This window comes from Nonomuraea longispora, from assembly GCF_004348345.1.
Lineage (GTDB): Bacteria > Actinomycetota > Actinomycetes > Streptosporangiales > Streptosporangiaceae > Nonomuraea > Nonomuraea longispora.
The window spans coordinates 1-19,602 of record NZ_SMJZ01000173.1 but is presented as its reverse complement, the minus strand read 5'-3'; the positions used below and the strand labels follow the sequence as shown (position 1 = coordinate 19,602).

Genomic DNA, 19,602 nt, shown 5'->3' with positions numbered 1-19,602 from the left:
CCCCTCGACCGGCCCCACCGCGCCCGCCTCCGCGCCCGCCTCCGCGCCCGCCTTCGCGCCCGCCGGCAAGGGAGCGGGCGCGGCAGGCGGTGAGGCGTCCGAGGAGCTGGCCCGGCTGCTGGGCCGGGCCCGGCGGCCGGTGTTCATCGCCGGGCGCGGCGCAAGGCACGCGCGCGGCGAACTGGAAGAGTTGGCCGGCCGGGTGGGCGCGCTGCTCGCGACCTCCGCGGTGGCGAAGGGCCTGTTCCGCGGCAGCCCCTGGGACCTCGACGTGAGCGGCGGTTTCGCCACCCCGCTCGCCGCCGAGCTGATCAGAGGCGCCGACCTCGTCGTCGGATGGGGATGCGCGCTCAACATGTGGACCACCGGCCACGGCGAACTCATCTCGCCGGGCACGAAGGTGGCGAAGGTCGACCTCGACCCGGGCGTCTTCACTGCGTACGCGCACGCCGACCTCGGCGTGGCCGGCGACGTGGCCGCCGTGGCGAGGTCCGTGACCGCCCGCGTCGGTGAGGCCGCCGGTTACCGCTCGGCCGGGATCGCGCGGCGCATCCGGGCCGAGGGGCGGTGGCGGGACGTCCCGTACGACGACGAGAGCGGGGGTGGTCGGATCGACCCGAGGACGCTCACCATCGGGCTGGACGACCTGCTGCCGCACGAACGGATCGTCGCTCCTGATTCCGGAAATTTCATGGGATATCCCTCGATGCTGATGGATGTCCCTGACGAGTTCGGGTTCTGCTTCACCCAGGCGTTCCAGTCGATCGGGCTGGGCCTCGCGACCGCGATCGGCGCCGCCGTGGCGCGGCCCGACCGGCTGCCGGTGGCGGCGCTCGGCGACGGCGGCGCCCTCATGGGCCTCGCCGACCTCGAAACCGTCGTCCGGCTCGGCCTGCCCATGGTGATCGTGGTCTACGACGACGAGGCGTACGGCGCCGAGGTACACCACTTCGGCCCCCACGGCCACCCGCTCGGCACCGTCACCTTCCCGCCGGTCGACTTCGCCGCCATCGCCAGGGGACACGGGCTCGACGCCGTCACGGTCACCGAGCCGGCCGGCCTGGAGGGCGTGGCCGCCTGGCTGGACGGCCCCCGGGAACGGCCGCTGCTGGTGCACGCCAAGGTCACCCGCGGGCACGCCTCCTGGTGGCTCGAAGGCGCCTTCAGATCCCACTGACCGCCGGGGGCCGGGAGCGCGGATCAGAGCTTGCGGAACGTACGGGACTCCTCGGCCGAGGCGAGCACGTCGGCCAGGGGCGCGTCCGCGCCGGCCGCCACCGCCGCCGCGATCGCGCCCTCCACGAACGGCACGTCCGCCACCACGATCCGGCCGTCCTCCTCCAGCAGGCGGGCGGTCAGCACCGAGCTGCCCAGGTCGGGGATGAGCACCACCCCGTCGCCCTGATCGACGGCGCGCACGGCCTCCTCGACGAGGTCCACGCTCGTGCCGAGACCGCCGTCCTCCGTGCCACCGGCGGCCGCCACGGGCACCTGCGCGCCCGCGATCCCCTTGGCCAGCGCCACGGCCTCCGCCGCCAGCCCGGCACTGTGCGAGACGAGCACCAGCCCCACCATCACGCCCCCTTCCCGGCTCCGCCCACCCACGACCACCCGGACGTGGCACCGCCCGCGTCCCCGGACCTGGCCGCGCCCGTGGATCCGGTCACGGTGCGACAGTGGCCAGGGCCGCCATGAACAGCGCCGCCGACGCCGCCCCCGGATCCTCGTGCCCGATGCTCCGCTCACCCAGGTAGCTGGCACGGCCCTTGCGCGCCTGCATCGGGATCGTGGCCTCGGCCCCTTCGGCGGCGGCCCGGGCCGCCTGCTCGAACGCCTCACGCACCCCCACCCCGTCGCGTACGGCGAGCGCCAGGGCGCGCGAGGCCGGCGCCAGCGCGTCCACCATGGTCTTGTCACCCGGCGCGGCCTTGCCCAGCCGCTCGACCGCCACGACGCCCTCCTCGAACGCCGCCGAGAACCCGGCCAGCGTCACCGGCGACTCCAGCACCTTGCCCATCTGCCGGAACACCGACCCGTACAGCGGCCCGGAAGCGCCGCCGACGCGGCGGATCAGCGCCGTGCCCGCCGAGGTCAGCACCTGCACCGGCGACTCGGGCGGCCATTCGGTGAGCGCCTTGTGCACTTCGGTGAGCCCGCGGTCGAGGTTGGTGCCGTGGTCGGCGTCGCCGATCGCCGCGTCGAGCCGGGTGAGGCGCTCGCGGTCGCGGTGCACGAGCCGGGCGGCCTCCTCGAACCAGGCCACGAACATGTCGGTGTCCATAGGTTCCGCGCGGTGCCCGCCCGGCCTCGGCCCGCGGGCAGCCCGCGCTCCCTCCCTTCAACAGACGTCACCATCGCAGGCCGGGCGTATCGACGGGGGCGTCCCAAAGGCGGGTCAGCGTGTCGTCGAGTCGGCAGACGGTGACGGAGAAGCCCTGCATGTCGAGGCTCGTCACGTAGTTGCCGACCAGCGACCGCGACACCCGCGCCCCCTTGCCCTTGACGTACGCCGCCACCTCCGCGAACACGACGTACAGCTCCATGAGGGGCGTGCCGCCCATGCCGTTCACCATGACGAGCAGGTCGCCCTGCAGCGGCAGGTCGCCGTGGACCGCGTCCATGGCGGTGGCCGCCAGCTCGCGCGCCGGCGCCATCGGCACCCTGGCCCTGCCGGGCTCGCCGTGGATGCCGATGCCGAGCTCGACGTCCGTCTCCGGCAGGGCGAACGTCGGCTTGCCCGCGTGCGGCGTCGTGCACGAGGTCAGCGCGATGCCGAACGACCTGCTGCGCTCGTCCACCGCGCGCGCGACGTCGGCCACGTCGGCCAGCGGCACGCCCTCCTCGGCCAGCGCCCCCGCGATCTTCTCGACGAACAGGGTCGCGCCGGTGCCCCGGCGGCCCGCGGTGTAGAGCGAGTCCTGTACGGCCACGTCGTCGTCGACCAGCGCGCTCGCCACTTCGACGTCCTCGGCCAGCTCGGCGGCCATCTCGAAGTTGAGCACGTCGCCGGTGTAGTTCTTGACGATGTGCAGCACGCCGGCGCCGCCGTCCACGGCCCTGGTCGCCTCGATGATCTGGTCGGGCACCGGCGAGGTGAAGATCTCGCCCGGGCAGGCCGCGTCGAGCATGCCGTACCCCACGAAACCGGCATGCAGCGGTTCGTGTCCTGAGCCGCCGCCCGACACCAGGCCGACCTTGCCCTGGCGCGGGCCGTCGGCCCGGTAGACCACCCGGTCGCGGATCCGCAGCGTGGGATGGGCCGCGGCCATGCCCTTCAGCGCGTCCTCAACCATGGAGTCTGCCGTATTCAACAGCTTCTTCATGGTTTGTACCTCTGCCCGCTTTCACGACCCCGCAAGCCTCACCACGCCGCCGGCGAGCTCCGGCCCCGACTACCGTGATGCCCGCCTGAACAGCTACCTTCTGCTCATGGCTGAGATCGTGTACCCGCCGGTGATCGCCGCCGCGCGGACCCTCTTTCGCGTGCTCGACATCCGATTCCACACGGAAGGCACCGAGCACGTGCCGCGGACGGGTGGAGCCGTGCTGGTGAGCAACCACATCAGCTACCTCGACTTCATCTTCGCCGGGTTCGCCGCGCTGCCGTCGAAGCGGCTGGTGCGCTTCATGGCCAAGCAGGACGTCTTCGACAACCGGATCTCCGGCCCGCTGATGCGGGGCATGCGCCACATCCCGGTCGACCGGGGGGCGGGCGCGGGCTCGTACGCGACGGCGCTGCGGACGCTCAAGGCCGGCGAGGTCGTAGGCGTCTTCGCGGAGGCCACCATCAGCCGGTCGTTCACCGTCAAAGAGATCAAGAACGGCGCGATCCGGATGGCCCAGGCGACCAACGTGCCGGTGATCCCCGTGGCGCTGTGGGGCAGCCAGCGGTTGTGGACCAAGGGCCGGCCGAAGAAGCTCCTGCAGCGGCACGTGCCGCTCACCATCCTGGTGGGCGAGCCGATGCACCCCAAGCGCGGCGAGAACGTCAACGACCACGTGATCGACCTGCACACGCGGTTGTCGGAGCTGGTCGACCGGGCGCAACGCACCTATCCGGACGTGCCGCAGGGCGTGTGGTGGCAGCCCGCCCATCTCGGCGGCACCGCGCCGACCCCGGAGGAGGCGGCGGCCATGGACGCGGCCGAGGCGGAGGCCCGCGCCAAGCAGGAATGACCGCCGACGCGCGTGACCCCCGCCCGATGCTCGGTGCGGGGGTGTCAGATGGCCGCCTGGTACGCGCTCGCGCGCATCCCCGCCAATAAACCCGCCGTCTGCTCCGGGGTGTAGCGTCGCACGGGATCGTGGTGGAGCAGCCCTTCGATCAGCGGGCGCATCACGCCCGCCCGGCGCGGGGGTGGATAGGGCCCGCTGCGGGCCATGCCGAGCACGGTCGCGGCGTCCTGCCCCGGGTAGGGAGGCTGGCCCTCGACGGCGCTGTAGAGGGTCGCGCCGAAGGACCACATGTCGGCCTCCTTGCTGGCCGGCCCCCCGTGCAGCCGCTCGGGCGCCATGAACGCGGGCGTGCCGCGCAGCCTGCGCGACGTCGTCATGCGGATGTCGCCCTCGGCGGTCGCTATGCCGAAGTCGGTCAGCACCACCCGGTCACCGGTCAGCATCACGTTGGCCGGCTTGACGTCGCGGTGCAGCACGCCGGCCTGGTGGGCGGTGCGCAACGCGGCGAGCAGGTGCTGGCCGATGGCCGCCACCGACTGCGCGGGCAGCGTGCCCACCTGGGAGAGCAGCTGGTGCAACGACAGCCCGTCGAGATATTCCATCACGATCCAGAGCTTGCCGCCCTCCTCGATCAGGTCGTGCACCGTGACGATGTTGGGGTGCGTCAGCCCGGCAGCCATCCTGGCCTCGCGCAGCACCCGGCGGCGCACCATCTCGGCCTCGCCGGCCAAGGTCAGCTCCTTAAGCGCCACCGTACGGTGGAGGAGCTGATCGAACGCGCGCCAGACGACGCCCATACCCCCACGACCGGCCTCCTCGTTCAGGAGGTACCGTCCGCCGATCTCCCGCATACCATCCCCTCAAGCTCGGGGATAATCATGTCACCTCAGCACAGGACTTAGGGTGCCTAACGTGCTCTGGATATGTCGGAATGTGCGGCTGCGCTGGTCACAGGCCCAGAAATTCGATCCGACACAGCGCGCCGCACCACCCCCGCTCGCCGCCGGACACCCGTCGGCTGCGCACACCCCGGGGCGCACAGCCGGACGAGGCCGCCGGCGCGGCGCGCCCGTCAGATGAGGAGGCGGAGTGCGCGCTCGGCCGTCCCCTCCGGCGCCTTGTCCGGGGACCCGGCCGTGAAGGGCGGCTGCGGGTCGTACTCGATCGCGAGCTGCACGCTCTGCGCGGTCTCCTCGTCCGTGGCCTGTGCCAGCAGCGTCAGCGCCATGTCGATGCCCGCGGACACGCCGGCGGCGGTCCAGATCTTGCCTTCCTTGACCACGCGCTGGCTGACCGCCACGGCGCCCCCCTCCTTGAGGAGGTCGAGGAGGGCCCAGTGCGTGGTCGCCTGCACCCCTTTCAGCAGCCCCGCGGCGCCCAGGAGGAGCGAGCCGCTGCACACCGAGGTCGTCCACGTGGTGTGCTCGTGCGCCTGCCGGATCCAGCCCGTCAGCGCGGTGTCCGACAAGGCATCCAGGGTGCCGAGGCCGCCGGGCACGACGATCACGTCGGGCCGCGGCATGTCGGCGTAGGAGGCCGTGGCGGTCAGCGTGAGCGTGCCCTGGTCGTCGGTGACGGGGCCGGCCTCCTCGGCGACGAACGTGACCGTCCACCCCGGCGCGAAGGCCAGTACGGTGTAGGGGCCCACGGCGTCCAGCGCGGTGTAGCGGGGGTAGAGCGGGATGGCCACCTGCATGGTCAACTCTCCTTCGACTGGAACCGGCGACGGTGGTCGCCGGGTGAGATCCGCCAGTGGCGGCGGAAGACGCGGTAGAGCGTCCCCGGCGTCCCGAGCCCCGACTCCCTGGCGACCGTGGCCAGCGGGTGGCCGGTGACCTCCAGGAGCCGCCTGGCGGCGTCGGCCCGGCTGCGTTCGACGTACCGGCCGGGCGACAGGCCCGTCTGCTCGGTGAAGACCCGTGAGAAGTGGCGCTCGCTCATGCCGGCGCGCGCGGCGAGCGCGGCCACGCTGAGGTCGGCCGCGGGGTTGGCGTCGATGTAGGACTGCAGCTCCCTGATCGGCTCGCTGCGCGGCGTCATGGCCCGCATCGGCGTGCTGAACTGGCTCTGCCCGCCCGGCCGGTGCAGGTAGACCACGAGCCCGCGGGCGACGTCGCGGGCGAGCGCGTGGCCGTGGTCCCTGGCCAGCAGCGCCAGCGCGAGGTCCACGCCGGACAGGACGCCCGCGGACGTCCAGACGTGGCCGTCCTCGATGTAGAGCGGGTCGGGGTCCACCTCGACGTGCCCGTAGCGAGCCGCGAGCGCGTCCGCGACGAGCCAGTGCGTGGTGGCCCGCCGGCGGTCCAGCAGCCCGGCCTCGGCCAGGACGAACGCGCCGTTGCAGACGGAGGCGACCCGCCGCGCGGAGCCGGCCAGCCGGGCGACCTCCGCGACCAGCTCGCCCTCCGCGATCTGCTCCTGCACGGACCACCCGCCCGCCACCAGCAGCGTGTCGACCGGCCCCTCGACCTCCCCGAGCGGCGCGGCCATGACGGTGACCCCGTTGCCGGCCGGGACGGCGCCCCCGCCCACGGCCGCCACCTCGACCCGGTAGCCGCCGGACGTGACCAGGGCGGCGGTGCCGAAGACGTCGGCGGGCCCGGCCATGTCGAGCAACTGGAAGCCGGGGAAGACGACCACCAGGACACGTCGCTGCATGCCTTCATGCTGGTGGCGCGCGATGATGGCGTCAACGACGCATCTATTGCAGATCACGCCATCCGGTACGCCGAACGCCCCCGGCACACGCGGTGTCCGGGGGCGTTCGGGGCGTTCGGGGGCGGTCAGCCCATGTGCGGGTAACGGTGGTCGGTCGGCGAGACGAAGCTCTCCTTGATCACACGGGCGTTCACCCAGCGGATCAGGTTGAAGATCGAGCCCGCCTTGTCGTTGGTGCCCGAGGCGCGGGCGCCGCCGAACGGCTGCTGGCCGACGACGGAGCCGGTCGGCTTGTCGTTGATGTAGAAGTTGCCCGCCGCGAAGCGCAGCCGGTCGGTGGCCGCCTTGATGACGTAGCGGTCCTGCGCGATGACCGCCCCGGTCAGCGCGTACGGGGCGATGCCCTCCATCTGGTCGAGCACCGTGTCGAAGTCGCCGTCGTCGTAGACGTGCACGCCGAGGATCGGCCCGAAATACTCCTTGAAGAAGATCTCGTCAGCCGGGTCGGCGCACTCCATGACGGTCGGCTTCACGAAGTAGCCGACCGAGTCGTCGTACGAGCCGGTGAGCACGTCGATGGCCGAGGACGACCGCGCCCGGTCGATGGCCTCCTTGTTCTTGGCGAAGGCCCGCCCGTCGATGACCGCGCCCATGAACGTCGACAGGTCGCCCGCCACGTCGCCCACGGTCAGCGACTCGGCCACGGAGACGAAGTCGTCGCGCATCCGGTTCCAGATCGAACGCGGCACGTACGCCCGCGAGGCGGCCGAGCACTTCTGCCCCTGATACTCGAAGGCGCCCCTGATCAGCGCCGTCGACAGCACCTCGGGGTCGGCCGACGGGTGGGCGAGCACGAAGTCCTTGCCGCCGGTCTCGCCGACGACGCGCGGATAGCCGTGGTAGGAGGCGATGTTGGCCCCGACCGTGCGCCACAGGTGCTGGAACGTCCCGGTCGAGCCGGTGAAGTGGATGCCGGCCAGCGCCGGGTGCGCGAGCGCCACCTCGGAGACGGCCTGCCCGTTGCCGGTGACGAGGTTGATCACGCCCGGCGGGAGCCCTGCGGCCTCCAGCACCCGCATCGTGAAGTGCGCGGCGAGCTGCTGCGTCGGCGACGGCTTCCAGACGACGACGTTGCCCATCAGCGCGGCCGAGGTCGGCAGGTTCCCGGCGATGGCGGTGAAGTTGAACGGAGTGATCGCCAGCACGAACCCTTCGAGCGGACGGTACTCCATCCGGTTCCACACACCGGGCGACGAGTTCGGCTGCTGGGCGTAGAGCTGACGCGCGTAGTGCACGTTGAACCGCAGGAAGTCGATCAGCTCGCAGGCGGCGTCGATCTCCGCCTGCTGCACCGACTTCGACTGGCCCAGAACGGTCGCCCCGTTGATGGTGGCCCGCCACGGCCCCGCCAGCAGGTCGGCGGCCTTCAGGAAGATCGCGGCCCGCTCGTCGAACGGCAGCGCCTGCCAGGCGGGCGCCGCCCGCAGCGCGCTGTCGACGGCGTCCCGCACGTCCTGGACCGTAGCTTCGTTGGTACGGCCCAGGACGTGGGCGTGGTTGTGCGGCTGCACCACGTCGATGGGGGCGCCGCCGCCGAGGCGCTGCTCGCCTCCGATGGTCATGGTCAGGTCGGTCTGGGACCCGGCCAGTTCCTTGATGCGGTCCTCCAGCGTGGTCCGCTCGGCGCTGCCGGGCGCGTAGCCGTACACCCGCTCGTTGGCGGGTTCCGGCACGTTACTGATGGCATCCATCACAGCCTCCTGATGCGAACGTCGTCTTCGGACGATGAGGTGACCGCGAGCGGGAAGGCCTCCAAGGCCCGAGCGTGCAGTGGCAGCGTCTCAGACACTGTCGCCACCTCCAGGTGAGATTGAGCTTGTGCTTCCGGGCATCGGTCAGGGCTTCTCCCGAACGAGCGGGACGAGAAGCCACTCCCTTCCTGGAGCGGAGGAGCCACTTACCTACCCCCAAGGGCACGAAGGAAGAAGGCGACGTTGGCCGGGCGCTCCGCGAGACGGCGCATGAAATAGCCGTACCAGTCGTCGCCGTAGGGAACGTAGACGCGGACCGCGTGGCCCGCCCCCGCCAGGGCCTCCTGCAGGTCGGTCCTGATCCCGTAGAGCATCTGGAACTCGTGGTCGCCGATCGTCCGCCCGAACCGGTCGGCGAGCAGTTCCGTGATCGCGATCATGCGATCGTCGTGCGTCGCCACCATGGGGTAACCCTTCCCCGCCATGAGGACGCGCAGGCATCGTACGTACGCTTTGTCCACGGCGGTCCGCCCCTGGTGGGCGACCGAGGCGGGCTCACGGTAGGCGCCCTTGACCAGGCGCACCCGGGAGCCCTCCGAGGACAGGTCGCGGCAGTCCTGTTCGCTGCGGAACAGGTAGGCCTGGATCGCCACGCCCGTCGAAGGATGGTCCTCGCGCAGCTTGCGCAGGACGGCCAGGGTCGAGTCGACGGTGGTGTGGTCCTCCATGTCGAGCGTCACGGCCGAGCCGGCGACCGCGGCGGCGGCGCAGACCTCGCGGGCGTGCTCCAGCGCCATGGCCTCGTCGATCCGCTGGCCGAGCGCCGACAACTTCACCGACACCTCGCCCCTGGCGCCGAGCTCCAGCGGCCTGATCGCGCGCAGCAGCGTGACGTAGGCGTCCGTGGTGGCGGCCGCGGCCCGCGCGTCGCGCGTCTCCTCGCCGAGATGGTCGACGGTCACGGCGAGCCCGGTGTCGCGCAGGCGTTCGACCGTGTCGCGGGCCTCCTCGACGCTCTCCCCGGCGACGAACCTGTCGACCACCTTCCTGGTGAGCGGGAAGCCCGACACGGCGCGGCGCACGACACGGCTCCCCGAGGCGGCGAGCAGCAGTTGACCCAGCATGTCTCCAGTGTAAAAACCCCAGCTCAAAGGGGGCCATCGACGCGCGTAACGCCGGATGTGGCAGGCTGTCATACACATGCACAACTCGGCAGACCTGCAAGAGATCGTCGACGAGATCGCCGCCCGGCTGGGGGCGTCCGCGACGCTGGAGGACCGCTCGTTCCGGCTGCTGGCCTACGGCGCGCAGCACGGCGCCATCGACACGGTCCGCCAGGAGTCGATCCTGCGCAGGCGCGCTACGGGGGAGGTGCGCGACTACTTCGAGCGCTACGGCATCGCCAGGGCCGAGGGCCCGGTCCGGATCCCTGCCGACGCCGAGCTGCACGTCCTGGCCAGGGTCTGCTGGCCGCTGCGCCACCGCGAGGTCACCTACGGCTACCTGTGGCTGCTCGACTCGGGCGAGCTGGACGACACGACCCTGCACGCCGTCGCGCCGCTCGTCGCCAGGGCGGCCGCCGCGCTCGCCCAGGAGGCCAGGAGCCGGCAGGATCTCGGGCGCGGGCTGCACGGCCTGCTCTCGCCCGACCCCGAGGAGCGCGCCGCGGCCGCCATCGAGGTTCCCGGCCCGGTCGCGGCCGTCGCCGTACGCGAGTCGCACGAGCGCGTGGCCGCCCTCTGGACGCTGCCGCGCGGCGTGCTCGCCCGCGCCGGCTCACCGGTCGCCCTGCTCGCCCCCGCGCATCTGGCGGCCGAGGTCGCCCAGACCCTCCAGAGCGCGTACGGCACCGCGGCCGGCATCGGCGGCACGCGCGGCGACCCTGCCGACGCCTGGCTGAGCTGGCGCGAGGCCCGCCACGCCCTGCGCATCGCCGAGTACTTCCCCCGCCACGCGCCGCTCGCCCGGTGGGAGGACCTCGGCGTGCACCGCCTGCTGGCCCGCCTCGGCCCGTCCGACCTGCGCGAGCTGGCGGCCGAGACCGCCGGGCTCGAAGGCGAGCTGGCCCACACGGTCGAGGTCTACCTCGACCGCGGCGGCCACGCCCAGAAGTCCGCCGCCGAGCTCGGCATCCACCGCCAGACGCTCTACTACCGGCTGGGCAAGGCCGAGCGCCTCATCCACAAGGACCTGTCGGACGGCGACGACCGCCTGGCCGTGCACCTCGGTCTCAAGGCCGCCAGGCTGCGCGGTCAGGACGCCCGGTAGACCTTCACCCAGTCGACGTACATCGAGACGGTGCGGGGCGTGGAGGAGTCGCGGCAGCGGGGCTCGCACACCACGTCGTTCTGCAGGGCCAGGCCCATGCGGCGGCCGCTGGGCACGTGCGGGCCGCGGTAGTCCCAGTACCTCTCGCCGTCCAGCCAGACCGTCAGCCGGCCGGGCAGCCAGTCGACCGCCACCGTGTGCCACGTGGTGAAGTCGGCCTTGAGCGTCTTGCGCGCCCGGCTGTGCCCGTCGTGCACGAAGATGCCGCCGCCCTGCCGCTTCGGGTCGACGATCTCGGCGAAGTCGACCTCGGCGTAGCCGTTCCCCTCGCTCTGCCGCGTCGGCCACAACAGCGCCACCGGCGTGTACCCGGCGCCCGCCTCGGCCTTGAACCTGACCTCCCACCGGCCGTACTCCTGCGCGAGCCGGGTGGCCACGCCGCCCGACAGGTCCTTGCCGCCGTACATGCCGCCTTTGAGGCGCAGCACGCCGTCCGAGACGGACGCGGCCTTGCCGGTGCGGGGGTTCCGCTCGGCCTGGGGGGAGTGGTAGATCATCCACTTCTTGGTGTTGATCGACGAGCCGTTGAAGTTCTCCACGAGGACCGGGTCACCCCAGTCCGTCGTCTGTGCCTGCGCGGTCTGGGGGAGGGCGGCGACGCATGCCAGCGCCGCGGCCGCCAAGATCGGACTGCGTTTGGACATGCGCTCCATCGAAGCAAAGATCTCACTCCGATAACACCCCTTCTGTCACATCAGTCAGTTTCGTCACATGACTGCGCGCGTCGGGACATCATGCTTCCGACATGCTTCCGACATGGTGCCGGCAGGCGTCTCACGCCGCCTGCCGGGCCATCGGATGGGATGGGGAACGTCAGGCGCAGGCCGCCTCGTAGACGCGTACGAGCTCCTGGCTGACCCGCTCCCAGGAGTAGCGCGAGCGCGCCCGGTCGGCGCCCGCGTAGCCGAGCGCGGTCCGCAACGTCGGGTCCCACAGCAGCTCGCGCGCCAGGCGCGCGGTGCGCGCCGGCTGGTCCGGCGGCACCAGCAGGCCGGTGACGCCGTCCACGATGGAGTCCAGATGCGCGCCGACGGCGGAGGCGATCACCGGCACGCCGCAGGCCATCGCCTCCAGGGCGACGATCCCCGTGACGGCCTCGCGCGGCACCGACACCACGGCGTCCGCGCTGCGCATCAGCTTCGGTACGGAGGTCCGCTTCACCTGGCCGAGCAGGGTGACCCGGTCGCCCACGCCCAGCTGCTCGGCCAGGGTCCGCAGGCTCCGCGCGTCCTGGTCGTCGTCCAGCTCGTCCGGGCCGGGGCCGCCGGCGATGACCAATTCGACGTCGCCGAGTCCCTGCAGCGCCCGCACGATGGTGTGCGCGCCGCGCTCGATCGACAGGGGACCGACGTGCAGCAGGCGCTTGCGTGAGCCCTTCGTGGCGATCGCGCCGCGGCGCTGGAAACGTTCGGTGTCGACGCCGTAGGGGACGATGGCGATGTTGTGGCGCGGCACTCCGAGGCGGATCAGCGCCGACTCCTCGTCGCCCGAGCCCGCGATGACCGCGTTGGCCCGGCGGCCCAGCGCCCGCTCCAGCTTCTGGTGCGCGGTGTCGACCGTGTGGAACGTCTGCGTGACCGGCACGTCGAGCCCCTTGGCGCCCGCCACGGCGGCCAGGCCGCTGGTCCACGAATGGGCGTGGATGATGTCGGGCCTGTCCTGGTGCCAGCGCTTCATCAGTTGCGCGCCGACGTCGTTGAGGTAGGGAACCACGTCATTGGCGGAAAGACCGCGGGGCGGGCCCACGTCGATGTGCTCCAGCATGACCCCCGGGGCCACCCGCGTCCTGGGCTTGCCCTCGGCGTTGTCACGGCGGGAATAGATCGTGACGTGGTGTTCGCGCCCCAGCTCACGTGCGACCGACAGGATGCGGTGGCGCTGGTTTCCGTTGGACGAAGCGACGATCGCGATATTCATGGCACACCCCAGCGTGAAAAAGCTTCAAAGGTGTGCCTGCGTCTTAGGCACGTCGTTCTGAACCCGACCATACCCAGGTTTCGCGAGAACGCAAACCCCTACAGATCAGACACCTCGGAGTGCGAGAACCACGATCTCGTCCCACACCTGGCCCTCGGAGAACGCGTGCCGGTCCGCCTCCACCGCCTTGACCACGGTGGACGGCGACTGGCCCGCGCAGCGGCCGAGCACATCGGCCAGCCGCTCGTCGCCGTACGGCTCGCCCCGGGCGTTCCTGGAGGAGACCAGGCCCTCCGAATAGAGCACCAGCGTCTCCCCGACAGGCACCGTCAACGTCTCGACCTGCGTCTCCGCCTCGCGCGCGATGCCCAGCGGCACACCGCCGCCCGCGACGAAGCGTACGGTGCCGTCGTTGCGGACCCGCGCCGCCGGATGGTGCCCCGCCGACGACAACCGGATCGTACGGCCCTGCACGAACCCCGCCACGGCCATCACGAACAGGCCGGAGCCCTGGGCGACCAGGGCCTCGTTGACCCTCCGCATCACCAGATCGGGGTCGGACTCCCAGACGCTCAACGCCCGCAGGCCGCCCCGCACCATGGCGGTGACCGACGCGGCCTCCTCACCCTTGCCGGCCGCGCCGCCCAGCGCGAAACCCCACCCGCCGGCGACCGGGAACACGTCGTAGAACTCCGCGCCCACCGACGACCCCGGGTGGTAGACGGCCGCCGCCTCGTAGCCGGGGATGTCGGGCAGGTTGCGCGGCGCGACGCTGGCCGACAACGCGTCGGCCGCACGCGAGCGGCTCTGGAAGCTGCTCTGCGCGCGCACCGCCAGGCCCAGCTGCAGCCCCACCTCCTGCATGACGGCCAGGTCGGCCAGCGCGAACGGCTGCCTCCCGTTCGTACGCACCAGCGTCAGCACGCCGTCGCCGGAGCCGATCGGCACGCTCAGCAGCGAACTAGCGCCCATCGCCGTCAGCACCGGGCCGTCGGCGCAGAAGCCGAGCAGCGTCTCGTCCTCCACCATCTCGTGCACCACGCCCGAGCCCCGGTCGAGAACCTGCAGCACCACGTGGCTGGTCGCCGGATCGGCCGACTCCACCTGGCGGGCCAGCTCGCCGAGCGGCTGGTCCTTCGGCGCCATCACGGCCGAACGGCGCGGCACACCGTCGCGCACCACATCGGCGATCACCCAGTCGGCCCACTCGGCCGCCAGCAGCCGCGTCGCCCGCGGCAGCGCGACCGGACGCCGCAGCGCCTCCTCGTCGAGCAGCAACGTGGCCATCTTGACCAGCAGGTCCTGCCGCTTGGCCGCCGCCAGCAGCAGCGCGCCGTCGGACTGCTCGGGCCGGCGCGCGCCCGGCTCCGCCACCTGCACCTCGATCGGCAGCACGATCGCCGCCACCATCTGCTGCGGCTCGCCCGGCATGGTCAGCCTGGTCATCGCCAGCTGCACGGTGTGGGTGCGCCCCTGGTGCGCCAGCCGAGTCTCGAACGCCGACGGCTGCCCGGTCTGCAGCGCCGACGTCAGGTGCGACCGGAACGCCGCCCGCCGCGACACGTCCACCAGCAGCGGGAACGACCGGCCCACCAGGTAGCCGTCGGGGCTGCCGAGCATCCGCGACGTCTCCGGGTTGATCCGCCGCACCACGCCGCCACCGTCGAGCACGATGACGGGCACGGGGAAGGCCCTGAACACCTGGCGCAGCAGCTTCAGCTCGCGCTGCGCTCCGCCGTCCCTCTTCGCGCCCGCCCGCTTCGGGGACTTGCGCAACTGCTCCCTGGCCTCGGCCAGCAGCTCGGCCGCGGTGTCGAGCTCCGCGAGCGCGGCGTCCAGCGTGGGCGCGAGATCCGCGGGATAGGCGGCCCTCGCCGCACGCAACGATGAGACGCGCCCTGCCAGCGCGTCCAGCGCGTGTTCGAAGTCCGGCATGGTCATGGTCTGACGCTACGCCACTCGGGATAATGCTAGCCATAAGGGGTAGAGGCTTGTTGCTATGGAATCCACCGCGATGCTCACCCCCGGACTCGCCCGTGACCTGGCCGCACTGGGCCGCCTAGGGGAGGACACCTCGACGGAGAGCGTGCTGCGCGGCCTGACGACCGCGCTCACCGCAGGAGTGCCCGGCTGCTCCGGAGCCTCCGCCGAGCACTGGCGAGAAAACCGCGTCCTTGTCTCCGGCTCCCACAGCGAGCTCATCATGCTCGTCGAAGGCGAGCACGAACTGGGGGAGGGGCCGTCCACCGAGGCCCGGCAGAGCGGCGGGCGCGCCACCGTCACCGACGTGCTCACCGAGACCCGTTGGCCCCGCTACGACGCCCTGGCCACCCGCTGGGGCGTGCGCTCCGTGCTGGCCGTGCCCATCGACGTGACGCCCGCCGTGCTGGTCGTCGGCCTCTACTCAGTGCGCCCCGGCGCCTTCTCGCCCCAGGGCGCCCACTCGCTCTCCGACATGCTCACCGAACAACTCGGGGTGGCCATGGCCAACCTGTCGGACTTCGACGAGGTGCGTACGGACGCCGCCCAGCTCCAGGAGGCTCTCGCCGGCCGGTCGGTGATCGACCAGGCCAAGGGCATCATCATGCAGACCAGCGGATGCACGGCAGAGGCCGCCTTCGAGGAACTGCGCAGGATCTCCCAGCACCACCAGGTCAAGGTGGCCGACCTCGCGCGGCTCCTGGTCGAGGAGCACCAGCGCAAGTCGAAGGGCTGAGCTCACCCGATGGCGGCCAGGGCGTCGTCGAGCGAGTCGTAGATCGGCAGGCGCTGGGCGAGCCCGGTGATCCACATCACCCTCGACTTGGAGTATTCCACCCCGATCAGCGCGAACTTCGTGCCCGAGGCCAGACTCGTCTGCCAGTGGTGCACGATCAGACCGAGCGCACGCGAGTCCATGAACGTCACTCCGGCCAGGTCGAGGATCAGGTCGGCGCCCGCCAACGACAGGTAGTCGGCGAACTGCTCACGCGTCGTGGCGTCCAGCACGCCGTCGACCCGCACCACGGTGACCGAGTCGACGGTCGACGACGTCAGGCTCAGGGCCGCCACGGGCCCGTCGCCGTTTTCCGGCATTGTCACGGAGCAACCCTACTGTCACCACGCGAGGGAGGAATACTTCCGGTGGCTCGGGGGACACTTCTGGCGAGGTCCAGCAGAGGGCTTCCGTCTCGAGAGTTGAGCGAGGCGCGCCTCTGCCTGGGCTTTTTCTGGCTCGGGGGAGGCCCGCCTGCGAGCCAGACGAGGAGCAGCCATGGCTGTGCAGGAGTACATCCTCGAGGAGATGAGCGCGGAAGAGCTCCTGGCCGAGATGGTCAAGGAGAGCACCTCCGGCACCCACCGCGAGCGGCTGCGCGAACGCATCGTCGAAATGCACCGTCCGCTCGCCATGGAGATCGCCAGGCGATACCGTTACCGTGGCGAACCGCTGGAGGACCTTCTCCAGGCCGCATATGTTGGCCTGATGAAAGCCGTCAACGGATTCGACCCCAGCCTCGGACACGCGTTCAGGGGCTACGCGGTCGTGACGATGACCGGTGAGGTCAAACGGCACTTCCGCGACCGCACCTGGGCCATCCGGGTGCCCCGCCTCTACCAGGAACGCCGCTCCGAGCTCAACAGGCTCGTCGCCGACCTCAGCCAGGACCTCGGCAGGTCGCCCACCGTGGCGGAGCTGGCAGCGAAGATGAACATCACCGAAGAGGACGTCCTGCTCACGCTCGACGCCTCCGCCGCCTACAGCACCCTGTCGCTCGACGCCCCGCTCGGCACCGACGACGATGCGGCCTCGCTCGGCGACGTCATCCCCGAGGACGACGACACGCTGAGCACCATGGTCGACAGGGAGGCCGTCAAGCCGCTCATCGACGCCCTGCCCTCCCGGGAGAAGCACATCCTGCTGTTGCGCTTCTTCGGCAACATGACGCAGGCCGAGATCGCCGCCGAGTTCGGGATCTCCCAGATGCACGTGTCGCGCATCCTGCGCAAAGTCCTCGATCAGCTACGCGCCGAACTCGTCGGCTGAACAGGCGGTCTCCGGGTGAACGAGGACGTGGAGCCCCAGCCGGGCCACACGGGCCCGCCTCCCGGTGTGCCCGTGAAACGACTACTTTTCCGGCTGCCGGACCTGCCGAGGGTCCGGCAGTACGCCGAGGACGAGGCCCGCGAGGCGGGCATGGCCGAGGACGGCGTCGCCGACTTCGTCATCGCGATCAACGAGGTCGCCACCAACGCCGTCACCCACGGCGGCGACCAGGCCGTCCTGCGCATGTGGCCCGCGGGCGGCGACCTGGTCGTCGAGGTACACGACAACGGCACCTGGAAACCCGGGCCGCTGCCGGGGGCGGTGGGCGGCATGGGGCTCTGGGTGGCCCGCCTGCTCGCCTCGGAGCTGACCGTGCACGCCGGCGACACCGGCAGCACCGTCACCATGCGCTTCCCCGGCAAGGCGTGATCCAGGCGACGCGTACCCTGCGGCGACGCGATGCCGCGGGCAGACGATACGTACCCGACGCGATGCGACGCGCGATGCCACGCGCCGCCTTACCCTGCCGGCGGCGCGTGGACCGCGGGTCGTCAACGCCTGGCGCGGCCACGCCAGCGGCCGTAGCCGCGTACACTCGCCGTGCCGATTCCTGCCTGGTGCAGAGCCAGCAGGGTCAGCCCCAGCAGGACGAACGTCATAGCCGACACCCCGCCGAGGATGTCCACCCCCAGCAGGTCGAGCAGTAAGCCCAGCCCGAAGACGATCGCCGCGACTATCGCGAGCATGTCAGATCACCTCATCCCCTGGCTGTGGCCCTGGACGTGGCCCTGGACGTGGCCCGGGTCGTGCGCCTCGGCACGGCCCTGACCGGGGGCGCCGGACAGGGCGAGCAGGTGTTCCAGGACGTTGCGGTAGTCGCGCAGCGCGAGCCGCAGCAGCTCGGTGTCGTGCGCGCCGGCGTCCTTCCAGCCATCCCGCAGGGTGTCCGTCCGGCTCGTGAGGCTGCTGGTGAACGCCTCCACCACCTCGCCGAGCAGACCGTCGGCGCGACGTACGGCCTCGCCGGGGTCGTCGACGAACGAGGCCTGCAGGTCGCGCCAGCGAGCCTGCACCTGGGCGGGGTCCTGGTCGAACAGGATGACGTCCTGGGGGGCCGCGTGCGCGGGGACCTCGTCGGGCACGGCCTCGGCGTTCAGCGGGGCGGGTTCCGGCCCGGGCGGCAGGTCGTCACCGGTCGTCGCGTACGGGTCCCGGTAGGCGGCGTCCTCATCCGGCTCGGGCGTCGTGACGGCGCCGGGGACAGCGGTGTGGTACTCCTCGTCGGGCCGCCGGCCGATGCCCGCCGCGTCGTCACCGGCGACAGGTCCGCCTGGGATGTGCTCGCCCGGCCGGGCCCGCACGGCTTCCCGCCCGGCGTCACGGTCGTCGCCACGGACCTCGTCAGCGCGTTGCGACGGCACCTTCAGCTCATCGCGGCTGTCTTTCATCACTCTCACCGTCCTCGCGTGGTCTCGTGCAGCAGCTCCTCGAACAGGGCCCGGTAGTGGACCATGGCCTGCCGGAGCTCCTCGGTGGAGGCCGCCTTCTTGGCCGCCCGCCCGCTGATCTCGTGAGCCGTCCTGTAGTGGTCAAGGGTCGTGGCATGCCCCACCGACAGGTCGGACAGCCGCTGCTCGAAGTTCTCGGTCGGATAACCTCGCTCCGCCATGACCGCGGTGACCAGCTGGTCCGCCTCGGTCACCGCGAAGCCGGGCGCGTCCACGAAGCGCTCCTGCACCTCGGTCCAGCGGTTGGCGTACGTCTCCCGCGACTCCTCCGGCAGGGGACGGATGTCGAGCTCGGAATGGCGCTGCTCGCGCCCGAGCAGCTCCTGCTCGGCGTCGCGGCGGTTGTCGTGTTCCGCGACTGTGCGCTCGTACTCGGGGCCGAAACGATCACGGAGGTGGTTACGGCGCTTCTGTTGCTGCACGACGTAGGCAAGTGCGGCGAGCGCCACCACCACGATGATGGCGACGGCCACCCAGGTGAAGGTGGTCATGATGTTCGCCTCCGGTCTCTTTGTCGAGACCGGCGACTGCCCTGGAGAGCCCTGGCGAAACTTTTGCCCTCAGCCGGTATCGAGCGCCTTCCGCGCCGCGGCCAGCACTTTTGCGACATGTGAGCCCACTGGGGGAGCGGGGACCTCGCTGAACCCCTCATCAGGGTCGTACCGCACGTCCAGCCCCTCGTCCACCAGCCGCTGAGCCCACCGCAGCGCCGTGTTCAGCCGGTCGGACGCCGGCGGCTTCCCCTGGGCGGCGGCCGACAGATTACGCAGATTCGTGGCGGGTCCCGACTGGGCGTGCGCCCGGGCCAGCTTCCACGGGAGGGCGGCGCTGTGGTCGAGCATCGGCTTGGCCAGCCCGGAGGCCCGCTTGGCCTGCAACACCCCGGAAACGCTGACCCCGAAGTGAGCGGCCAGCTCCTGCACGCTCCTCCCTTCGGCGACCAGCCTGGCCAGCTCGCCCCGATCGATGGTCGGCCTACGCCCCACCCGGCCTCCTCCGCTCCCGCTCTCCGTGTACGCGTGCACCTTCGATGTGCGCTAAAGTTATGACGTCCCACCCCGCAGGGGGCGGCCGACACAACCGGGACGTAGCGCAGCTTGGTAGCGCACTTGACTGGGGGTCAAGGGGTCGCAGGTTCAAATCCTGTCGTCCCGACCAGATTCTCGCTGGTCGAGCAGGGTGTCACTCAACAGGGTGGCACCCTTTCGCATTGGTGAGTGACTAACGGGCGAAGAGATCA

Annotated in this window: 22 protein-coding genes and 1 tRNA gene; 7 read left to right on the top strand and 16 right to left on the bottom strand. The window is 71.5% G+C overall.

Annotation, left to right across the window (positions count from 1 at the left end; genetic code table 11):
• Nucleotides 1-1,177, top strand: a 1,177-nt coding sequence (locus tag E1267_RS33335) for a thiamine pyrophosphate-binding protein (RefSeq protein WP_132338531.1), incomplete at its 5' end; no start/stop codon positions are given.
• A gap of 23 nt (nucleotides 1,178-1,200) precedes the next feature.
• Here E1267_RS33335 and dhaM read toward each other — a convergent pair.
• The 3 genes from dhaM to dhaK form a co-directional block, all read right to left on the bottom strand.
• A complete protein-coding gene (gene dhaM, locus E1267_RS33330) occupies nucleotides 1,201-1,575 on the bottom strand; it encodes a dihydroxyacetone kinase phosphoryl donor subunit DhaM (RefSeq protein WP_132338529.1) in 375 nt (124 codons plus the stop codon).
• Nucleotides 1,576-1,663: 88 nt separating this feature from the next.
• Nucleotides 1,664-2,281: a dihydroxyacetone kinase subunit DhaL gene (gene dhaL, locus E1267_RS33325; RefSeq protein WP_132338528.1), complete on the bottom strand. Its 618-nt coding sequence runs from the start codon at nucleotides 2,279-2,281 to the stop codon at nucleotides 1,664-1,666.
• A 67-nt stretch (nucleotides 2,282-2,348) separates the two neighbouring features.
• Entirely contained in the window at nucleotides 2,349-3,323 is a 975-nt protein-coding gene (dhaK, locus tag E1267_RS33320; RefSeq protein WP_132338526.1) for a dihydroxyacetone kinase subunit DhaK, read from the bottom strand.
• A gap of 106 nt (nucleotides 3,324-3,429) precedes the next feature.
• Between dhaK and E1267_RS33315 the strand changes: the two genes are divergently transcribed.
• Nucleotides 3,430-4,176 carry a lysophospholipid acyltransferase family protein gene (locus E1267_RS33315; RefSeq protein WP_132338524.1) on the top strand — a complete coding sequence of 249 codons (747 nt, stop codon included), beginning with the start codon at nucleotides 3,430-3,432 and terminating at the stop codon, nucleotides 4,174-4,176.
• Nucleotides 4,177-4,220: 44 nt separating this feature from the next.
• On the opposite strand, the gene E1267_RS33310 is transcribed toward E1267_RS33315, so the two are convergent.
• The 5 genes from E1267_RS33310 to E1267_RS33290 form a co-directional block, all read right to left on the bottom strand.
• Entirely contained in the window at nucleotides 4,221-5,027 is an 807-nt protein-coding gene (locus tag E1267_RS33310) for a serine/threonine-protein kinase (RefSeq protein ID WP_132338522.1), read from the bottom strand.
• A 221-nt stretch (nucleotides 5,028-5,248) separates the two neighbouring features.
• Nucleotides 5,249-5,872: a DJ-1/PfpI family protein gene (locus E1267_RS33305; RefSeq protein WP_132338519.1), complete on the bottom strand. Its 624-nt coding sequence runs from the start codon at nucleotides 5,870-5,872 to the stop codon at nucleotides 5,249-5,251.
• Nucleotides 5,873-5,874: 2 nt separating this feature from the next.
• Nucleotides 5,875-6,834 carry a GlxA family transcriptional regulator gene (locus tag E1267_RS33300; protein WP_132338517.1) on the bottom strand — a complete coding sequence of 320 codons (960 nt, stop codon included), beginning with the start codon at nucleotides 6,832-6,834 and terminating at the stop codon, nucleotides 5,875-5,877.
• Between the two features lie 125 nt (nucleotides 6,835-6,959).
• Entirely contained in the window at nucleotides 6,960-8,585 is a 1,626-nt protein-coding gene (gene pruA, locus E1267_RS33295; RefSeq protein ID WP_132338515.1) for an L-glutamate gamma-semialdehyde dehydrogenase, read from the bottom strand.
• A gap of 206 nt (nucleotides 8,586-8,791) precedes the next feature.
• Nucleotides 8,792-9,709, bottom strand: a complete 918-nt coding sequence (locus E1267_RS33290; protein ID WP_132338513.1) for a proline dehydrogenase family protein — start codon at nucleotides 9,707-9,709, stop codon at nucleotides 8,792-8,794.
• A gap of 76 nt (nucleotides 9,710-9,785) precedes the next feature.
• Between E1267_RS33290 and E1267_RS33285 the strand changes: the two genes are divergently transcribed.
• The gene (locus E1267_RS33285) at nucleotides 9,786-10,853 is read left to right on the top strand and encodes a PucR family transcriptional regulator (RefSeq protein ID WP_132338511.1); all 1,068 of its coding nucleotides are present in this window, start codon (nucleotides 9,786-9,788) and stop codon (nucleotides 10,851-10,853) included.
• On the opposite strand, the gene E1267_RS33280 is transcribed toward E1267_RS33285, so the two are convergent.
• From E1267_RS33280 to E1267_RS33270, 3 genes are all read right to left on the bottom strand, one after another.
• A complete protein-coding gene (locus tag E1267_RS33280) occupies nucleotides 10,838-11,557 on the bottom strand; it encodes a glycoside hydrolase family 16 protein (RefSeq protein ID WP_165959940.1) in 720 nt (239 codons plus the stop codon). The genes E1267_RS33285 and E1267_RS33280 overlap by 16 nt on opposite strands.
• A 169-nt stretch (nucleotides 11,558-11,726) precedes the next feature.
• Nucleotides 11,727-12,830: a glycosyltransferase gene (locus E1267_RS33275; RefSeq protein ID WP_132338507.1), complete on the bottom strand. Its 1,104-nt coding sequence runs from the start codon at nucleotides 12,828-12,830 to the stop codon at nucleotides 11,727-11,729.
• A gap of 105 nt (nucleotides 12,831-12,935) precedes the next feature.
• Nucleotides 12,936-14,771, bottom strand: a complete 1,836-nt coding sequence (locus E1267_RS33270; protein WP_246064415.1) for a SpoIIE family protein phosphatase — start codon at nucleotides 14,769-14,771, stop codon at nucleotides 12,936-12,938.
• Nucleotides 14,772-14,829: 58 nt separating this feature from the next.
• Here E1267_RS33270 and E1267_RS33265 point away from each other — a divergent pair, with 58 nt between their 5' ends.
• Nucleotides 14,830-15,546 carry an ANTAR domain-containing response regulator gene (locus E1267_RS33265; RefSeq protein ID WP_132338505.1) on the top strand — a complete coding sequence of 239 codons (717 nt, stop codon included), beginning with the start codon at nucleotides 14,830-14,832 and terminating at the stop codon, nucleotides 15,544-15,546.
• Between the two features lie 2 nt (nucleotides 15,547-15,548).
• Here E1267_RS33265 and E1267_RS33260 read toward each other — a convergent pair whose 3' ends face one another.
• Nucleotides 15,549-15,905, bottom strand: a complete 357-nt coding sequence (locus E1267_RS33260; protein WP_132338533.1) for an STAS domain-containing protein — start codon at nucleotides 15,903-15,905, stop codon at nucleotides 15,549-15,551.
• A gap of 178 nt (nucleotides 15,906-16,083) precedes the next feature.
• Between E1267_RS33260 and E1267_RS33255 the strand changes: the two genes are divergently transcribed.
• Together E1267_RS33255 and E1267_RS33250 are read left to right on the top strand one after the other, a co-directional pair.
• Complete coding sequence (locus tag E1267_RS33255) at nucleotides 16,084-16,854, top strand: SigB/SigF/SigG family RNA polymerase sigma factor (RefSeq protein ID WP_132338503.1); 771 nt, start codon at nucleotides 16,084-16,086, stop codon at nucleotides 16,852-16,854.
• Between the two features lie 72 nt (nucleotides 16,855-16,926).
• Nucleotides 16,927-17,283 (top strand): ATP-binding protein, encoded by a 357-nt coding sequence (locus tag E1267_RS33250; RefSeq protein ID WP_246064414.1) that lies wholly within the window; start codon nucleotides 16,927-16,929, stop codon nucleotides 17,281-17,283.
• A 122-nt stretch (nucleotides 17,284-17,405) separates the two neighbouring features.
• Here E1267_RS33250 and E1267_RS33245 read toward each other — a convergent pair whose 3' ends face one another.
• The 4 genes from E1267_RS33245 to E1267_RS33230 all read right to left on the bottom strand — a co-directional run bounded on the left by E1267_RS33245 (nucleotide 17,406) and on the right by E1267_RS33230 (nucleotide 19,348).
• Nucleotides 17,406-17,600 (bottom strand): hypothetical protein, encoded by a 195-nt coding sequence (locus tag E1267_RS33245; RefSeq protein ID WP_132338499.1) that lies wholly within the window; start codon nucleotides 17,598-17,600, stop codon nucleotides 17,406-17,408.
• A 6-nt stretch (nucleotides 17,601-17,606) separates the two neighbouring features.
• Nucleotides 17,607-18,302, bottom strand: a complete 696-nt coding sequence (locus E1267_RS33240; protein ID WP_132338497.1) for a hypothetical protein — start codon at nucleotides 18,300-18,302, stop codon at nucleotides 17,607-17,609.
• 5 nt (nucleotides 18,303-18,307) lie between these two features.
• On the bottom strand, nucleotides 18,308-18,853 hold the full coding sequence (locus E1267_RS33235) for a hypothetical protein (protein ID WP_132338495.1): 546 nt from the start codon (nucleotides 18,851-18,853) through the stop codon (nucleotides 18,308-18,310).
• A 69-nt stretch (nucleotides 18,854-18,922) separates the two neighbouring features.
• Nucleotides 18,923-19,348, bottom strand: a complete 426-nt coding sequence (locus tag E1267_RS33230) for a helix-turn-helix domain-containing protein (protein WP_132338493.1) — start codon at nucleotides 19,346-19,348, stop codon at nucleotides 18,923-18,925.
• Nucleotides 19,349-19,443: 95 nt separating this feature from the next.
• Here E1267_RS33230 and E1267_RS33225 point away from each other — a divergent pair.
• A tRNA-Pro gene (locus E1267_RS33225) sits at nucleotides 19,444-19,520 on the top strand.
• Nucleotides 19,521-19,602 lie beyond the last annotated feature (82 nt).

What these genes read in the sequence shown, in the direction of transcription:
- E1267_RS33315 (WP_132338524.1), top strand. Translation starts at nt 3,430, where the DNA reads ATGGCTGAGATCGTGTACCCGCCGGTGATCGCCGCCGCGCGGACCCTC.
- E1267_RS33270 (WP_246064415.1), bottom strand. Translation starts at nt 14,771, where the DNA reads ATGACCATGCCGGACTTCGAACACGCGCTGGACGCGCTGGCAGGGCGC.
- E1267_RS33245 (WP_132338499.1), bottom strand. Translation starts at nt 17,600, where the DNA reads ATGCTCGCGATAGTCGCGGCGATCGTCTTCGGGCTGGGCTTACTGCTC.
- dhaM (WP_132338529.1), bottom strand. Translation starts at nt 1,575, where the DNA reads ATGGTGGGGCTGGTGCTCGTCTCGCACAGTGCCGGGCTGGCGGCGGAG.
- E1267_RS33235 (WP_132338495.1), bottom strand. Translation starts at nt 18,853, where the DNA reads ATGACCACCTTCACCTGGGTGGCCGTCGCCATCATCGTGGTGGTGGCG.
- E1267_RS33265 (WP_132338505.1), top strand. Translation starts at nt 14,830, where the DNA reads ATGGAATCCACCGCGATGCTCACCCCCGGACTCGCCCGTGACCTGGCC.
- E1267_RS33275 (WP_132338507.1), bottom strand. Translation starts at nt 12,830, where the DNA reads ATGAATATCGCGATCGTCGCTTCGTCCAACGGAAACCAGCGCCACCGC.
- E1267_RS33305 (WP_132338519.1), bottom strand. Translation starts at nt 5,872, where the DNA reads ATGCAGGTGGCCATCCCGCTCTACCCCCGCTACACCGCGCTGGACGCC.
- E1267_RS33290 (WP_132338513.1), bottom strand. Translation starts at nt 9,709, where the DNA reads ATGCTGGGTCAACTGCTGCTCGCCGCCTCGGGGAGCCGTGTCGTGCGC.
- pruA (WP_132338515.1), bottom strand. Translation starts at nt 8,585, where the DNA reads ATGGATGCCATCAGTAACGTGCCGGAACCCGCCAACGAGCGGGTGTAC.
- E1267_RS33310 (WP_132338522.1), bottom strand. Translation starts at nt 5,027, where the DNA reads ATGCGGGAGATCGGCGGACGGTACCTCCTGAACGAGGAGGCCGGTCGT.
- E1267_RS33280 (WP_165959940.1), bottom strand. Translation starts at nt 11,557, where the DNA reads ATGTCCAAACGCAGTCCGATCTTGGCGGCCGCGGCGCTGGCATGCGTC.
- E1267_RS33260 (WP_132338533.1), bottom strand. Translation starts at nt 15,905, where the DNA reads ATGCCGGAAAACGGCGACGGGCCCGTGGCGGCCCTGAGCCTGACGTCG.
- E1267_RS33300 (WP_132338517.1), bottom strand. Translation starts at nt 6,834, where the DNA reads ATGCAGCGACGTGTCCTGGTGGTCGTCTTCCCCGGCTTCCAGTTGCTC.
- E1267_RS33240 (WP_132338497.1), bottom strand. Translation starts at nt 18,302, where the DNA reads ATGAAAGACAGCCGCGATGAGCTGAAGGTGCCGTCGCAACGCGCTGAC.
- E1267_RS33255 (WP_132338503.1), top strand. Translation starts at nt 16,084, where the DNA reads ATGGCTGTGCAGGAGTACATCCTCGAGGAGATGAGCGCGGAAGAGCTC.
- dhaK (WP_132338526.1), bottom strand. Translation starts at nt 3,323, where the DNA reads ATGAAGAAGCTGTTGAATACGGCAGACTCCATGGTTGAGGACGCGCTG.
- E1267_RS33285 (WP_132338511.1), top strand. Translation starts at nt 9,786, where the DNA reads ATGCACAACTCGGCAGACCTGCAAGAGATCGTCGACGAGATCGCCGCC.
- dhaL (WP_132338528.1), bottom strand. Translation starts at nt 2,281, where the DNA reads ATGGACACCGACATGTTCGTGGCCTGGTTCGAGGAGGCCGCCCGGCTC.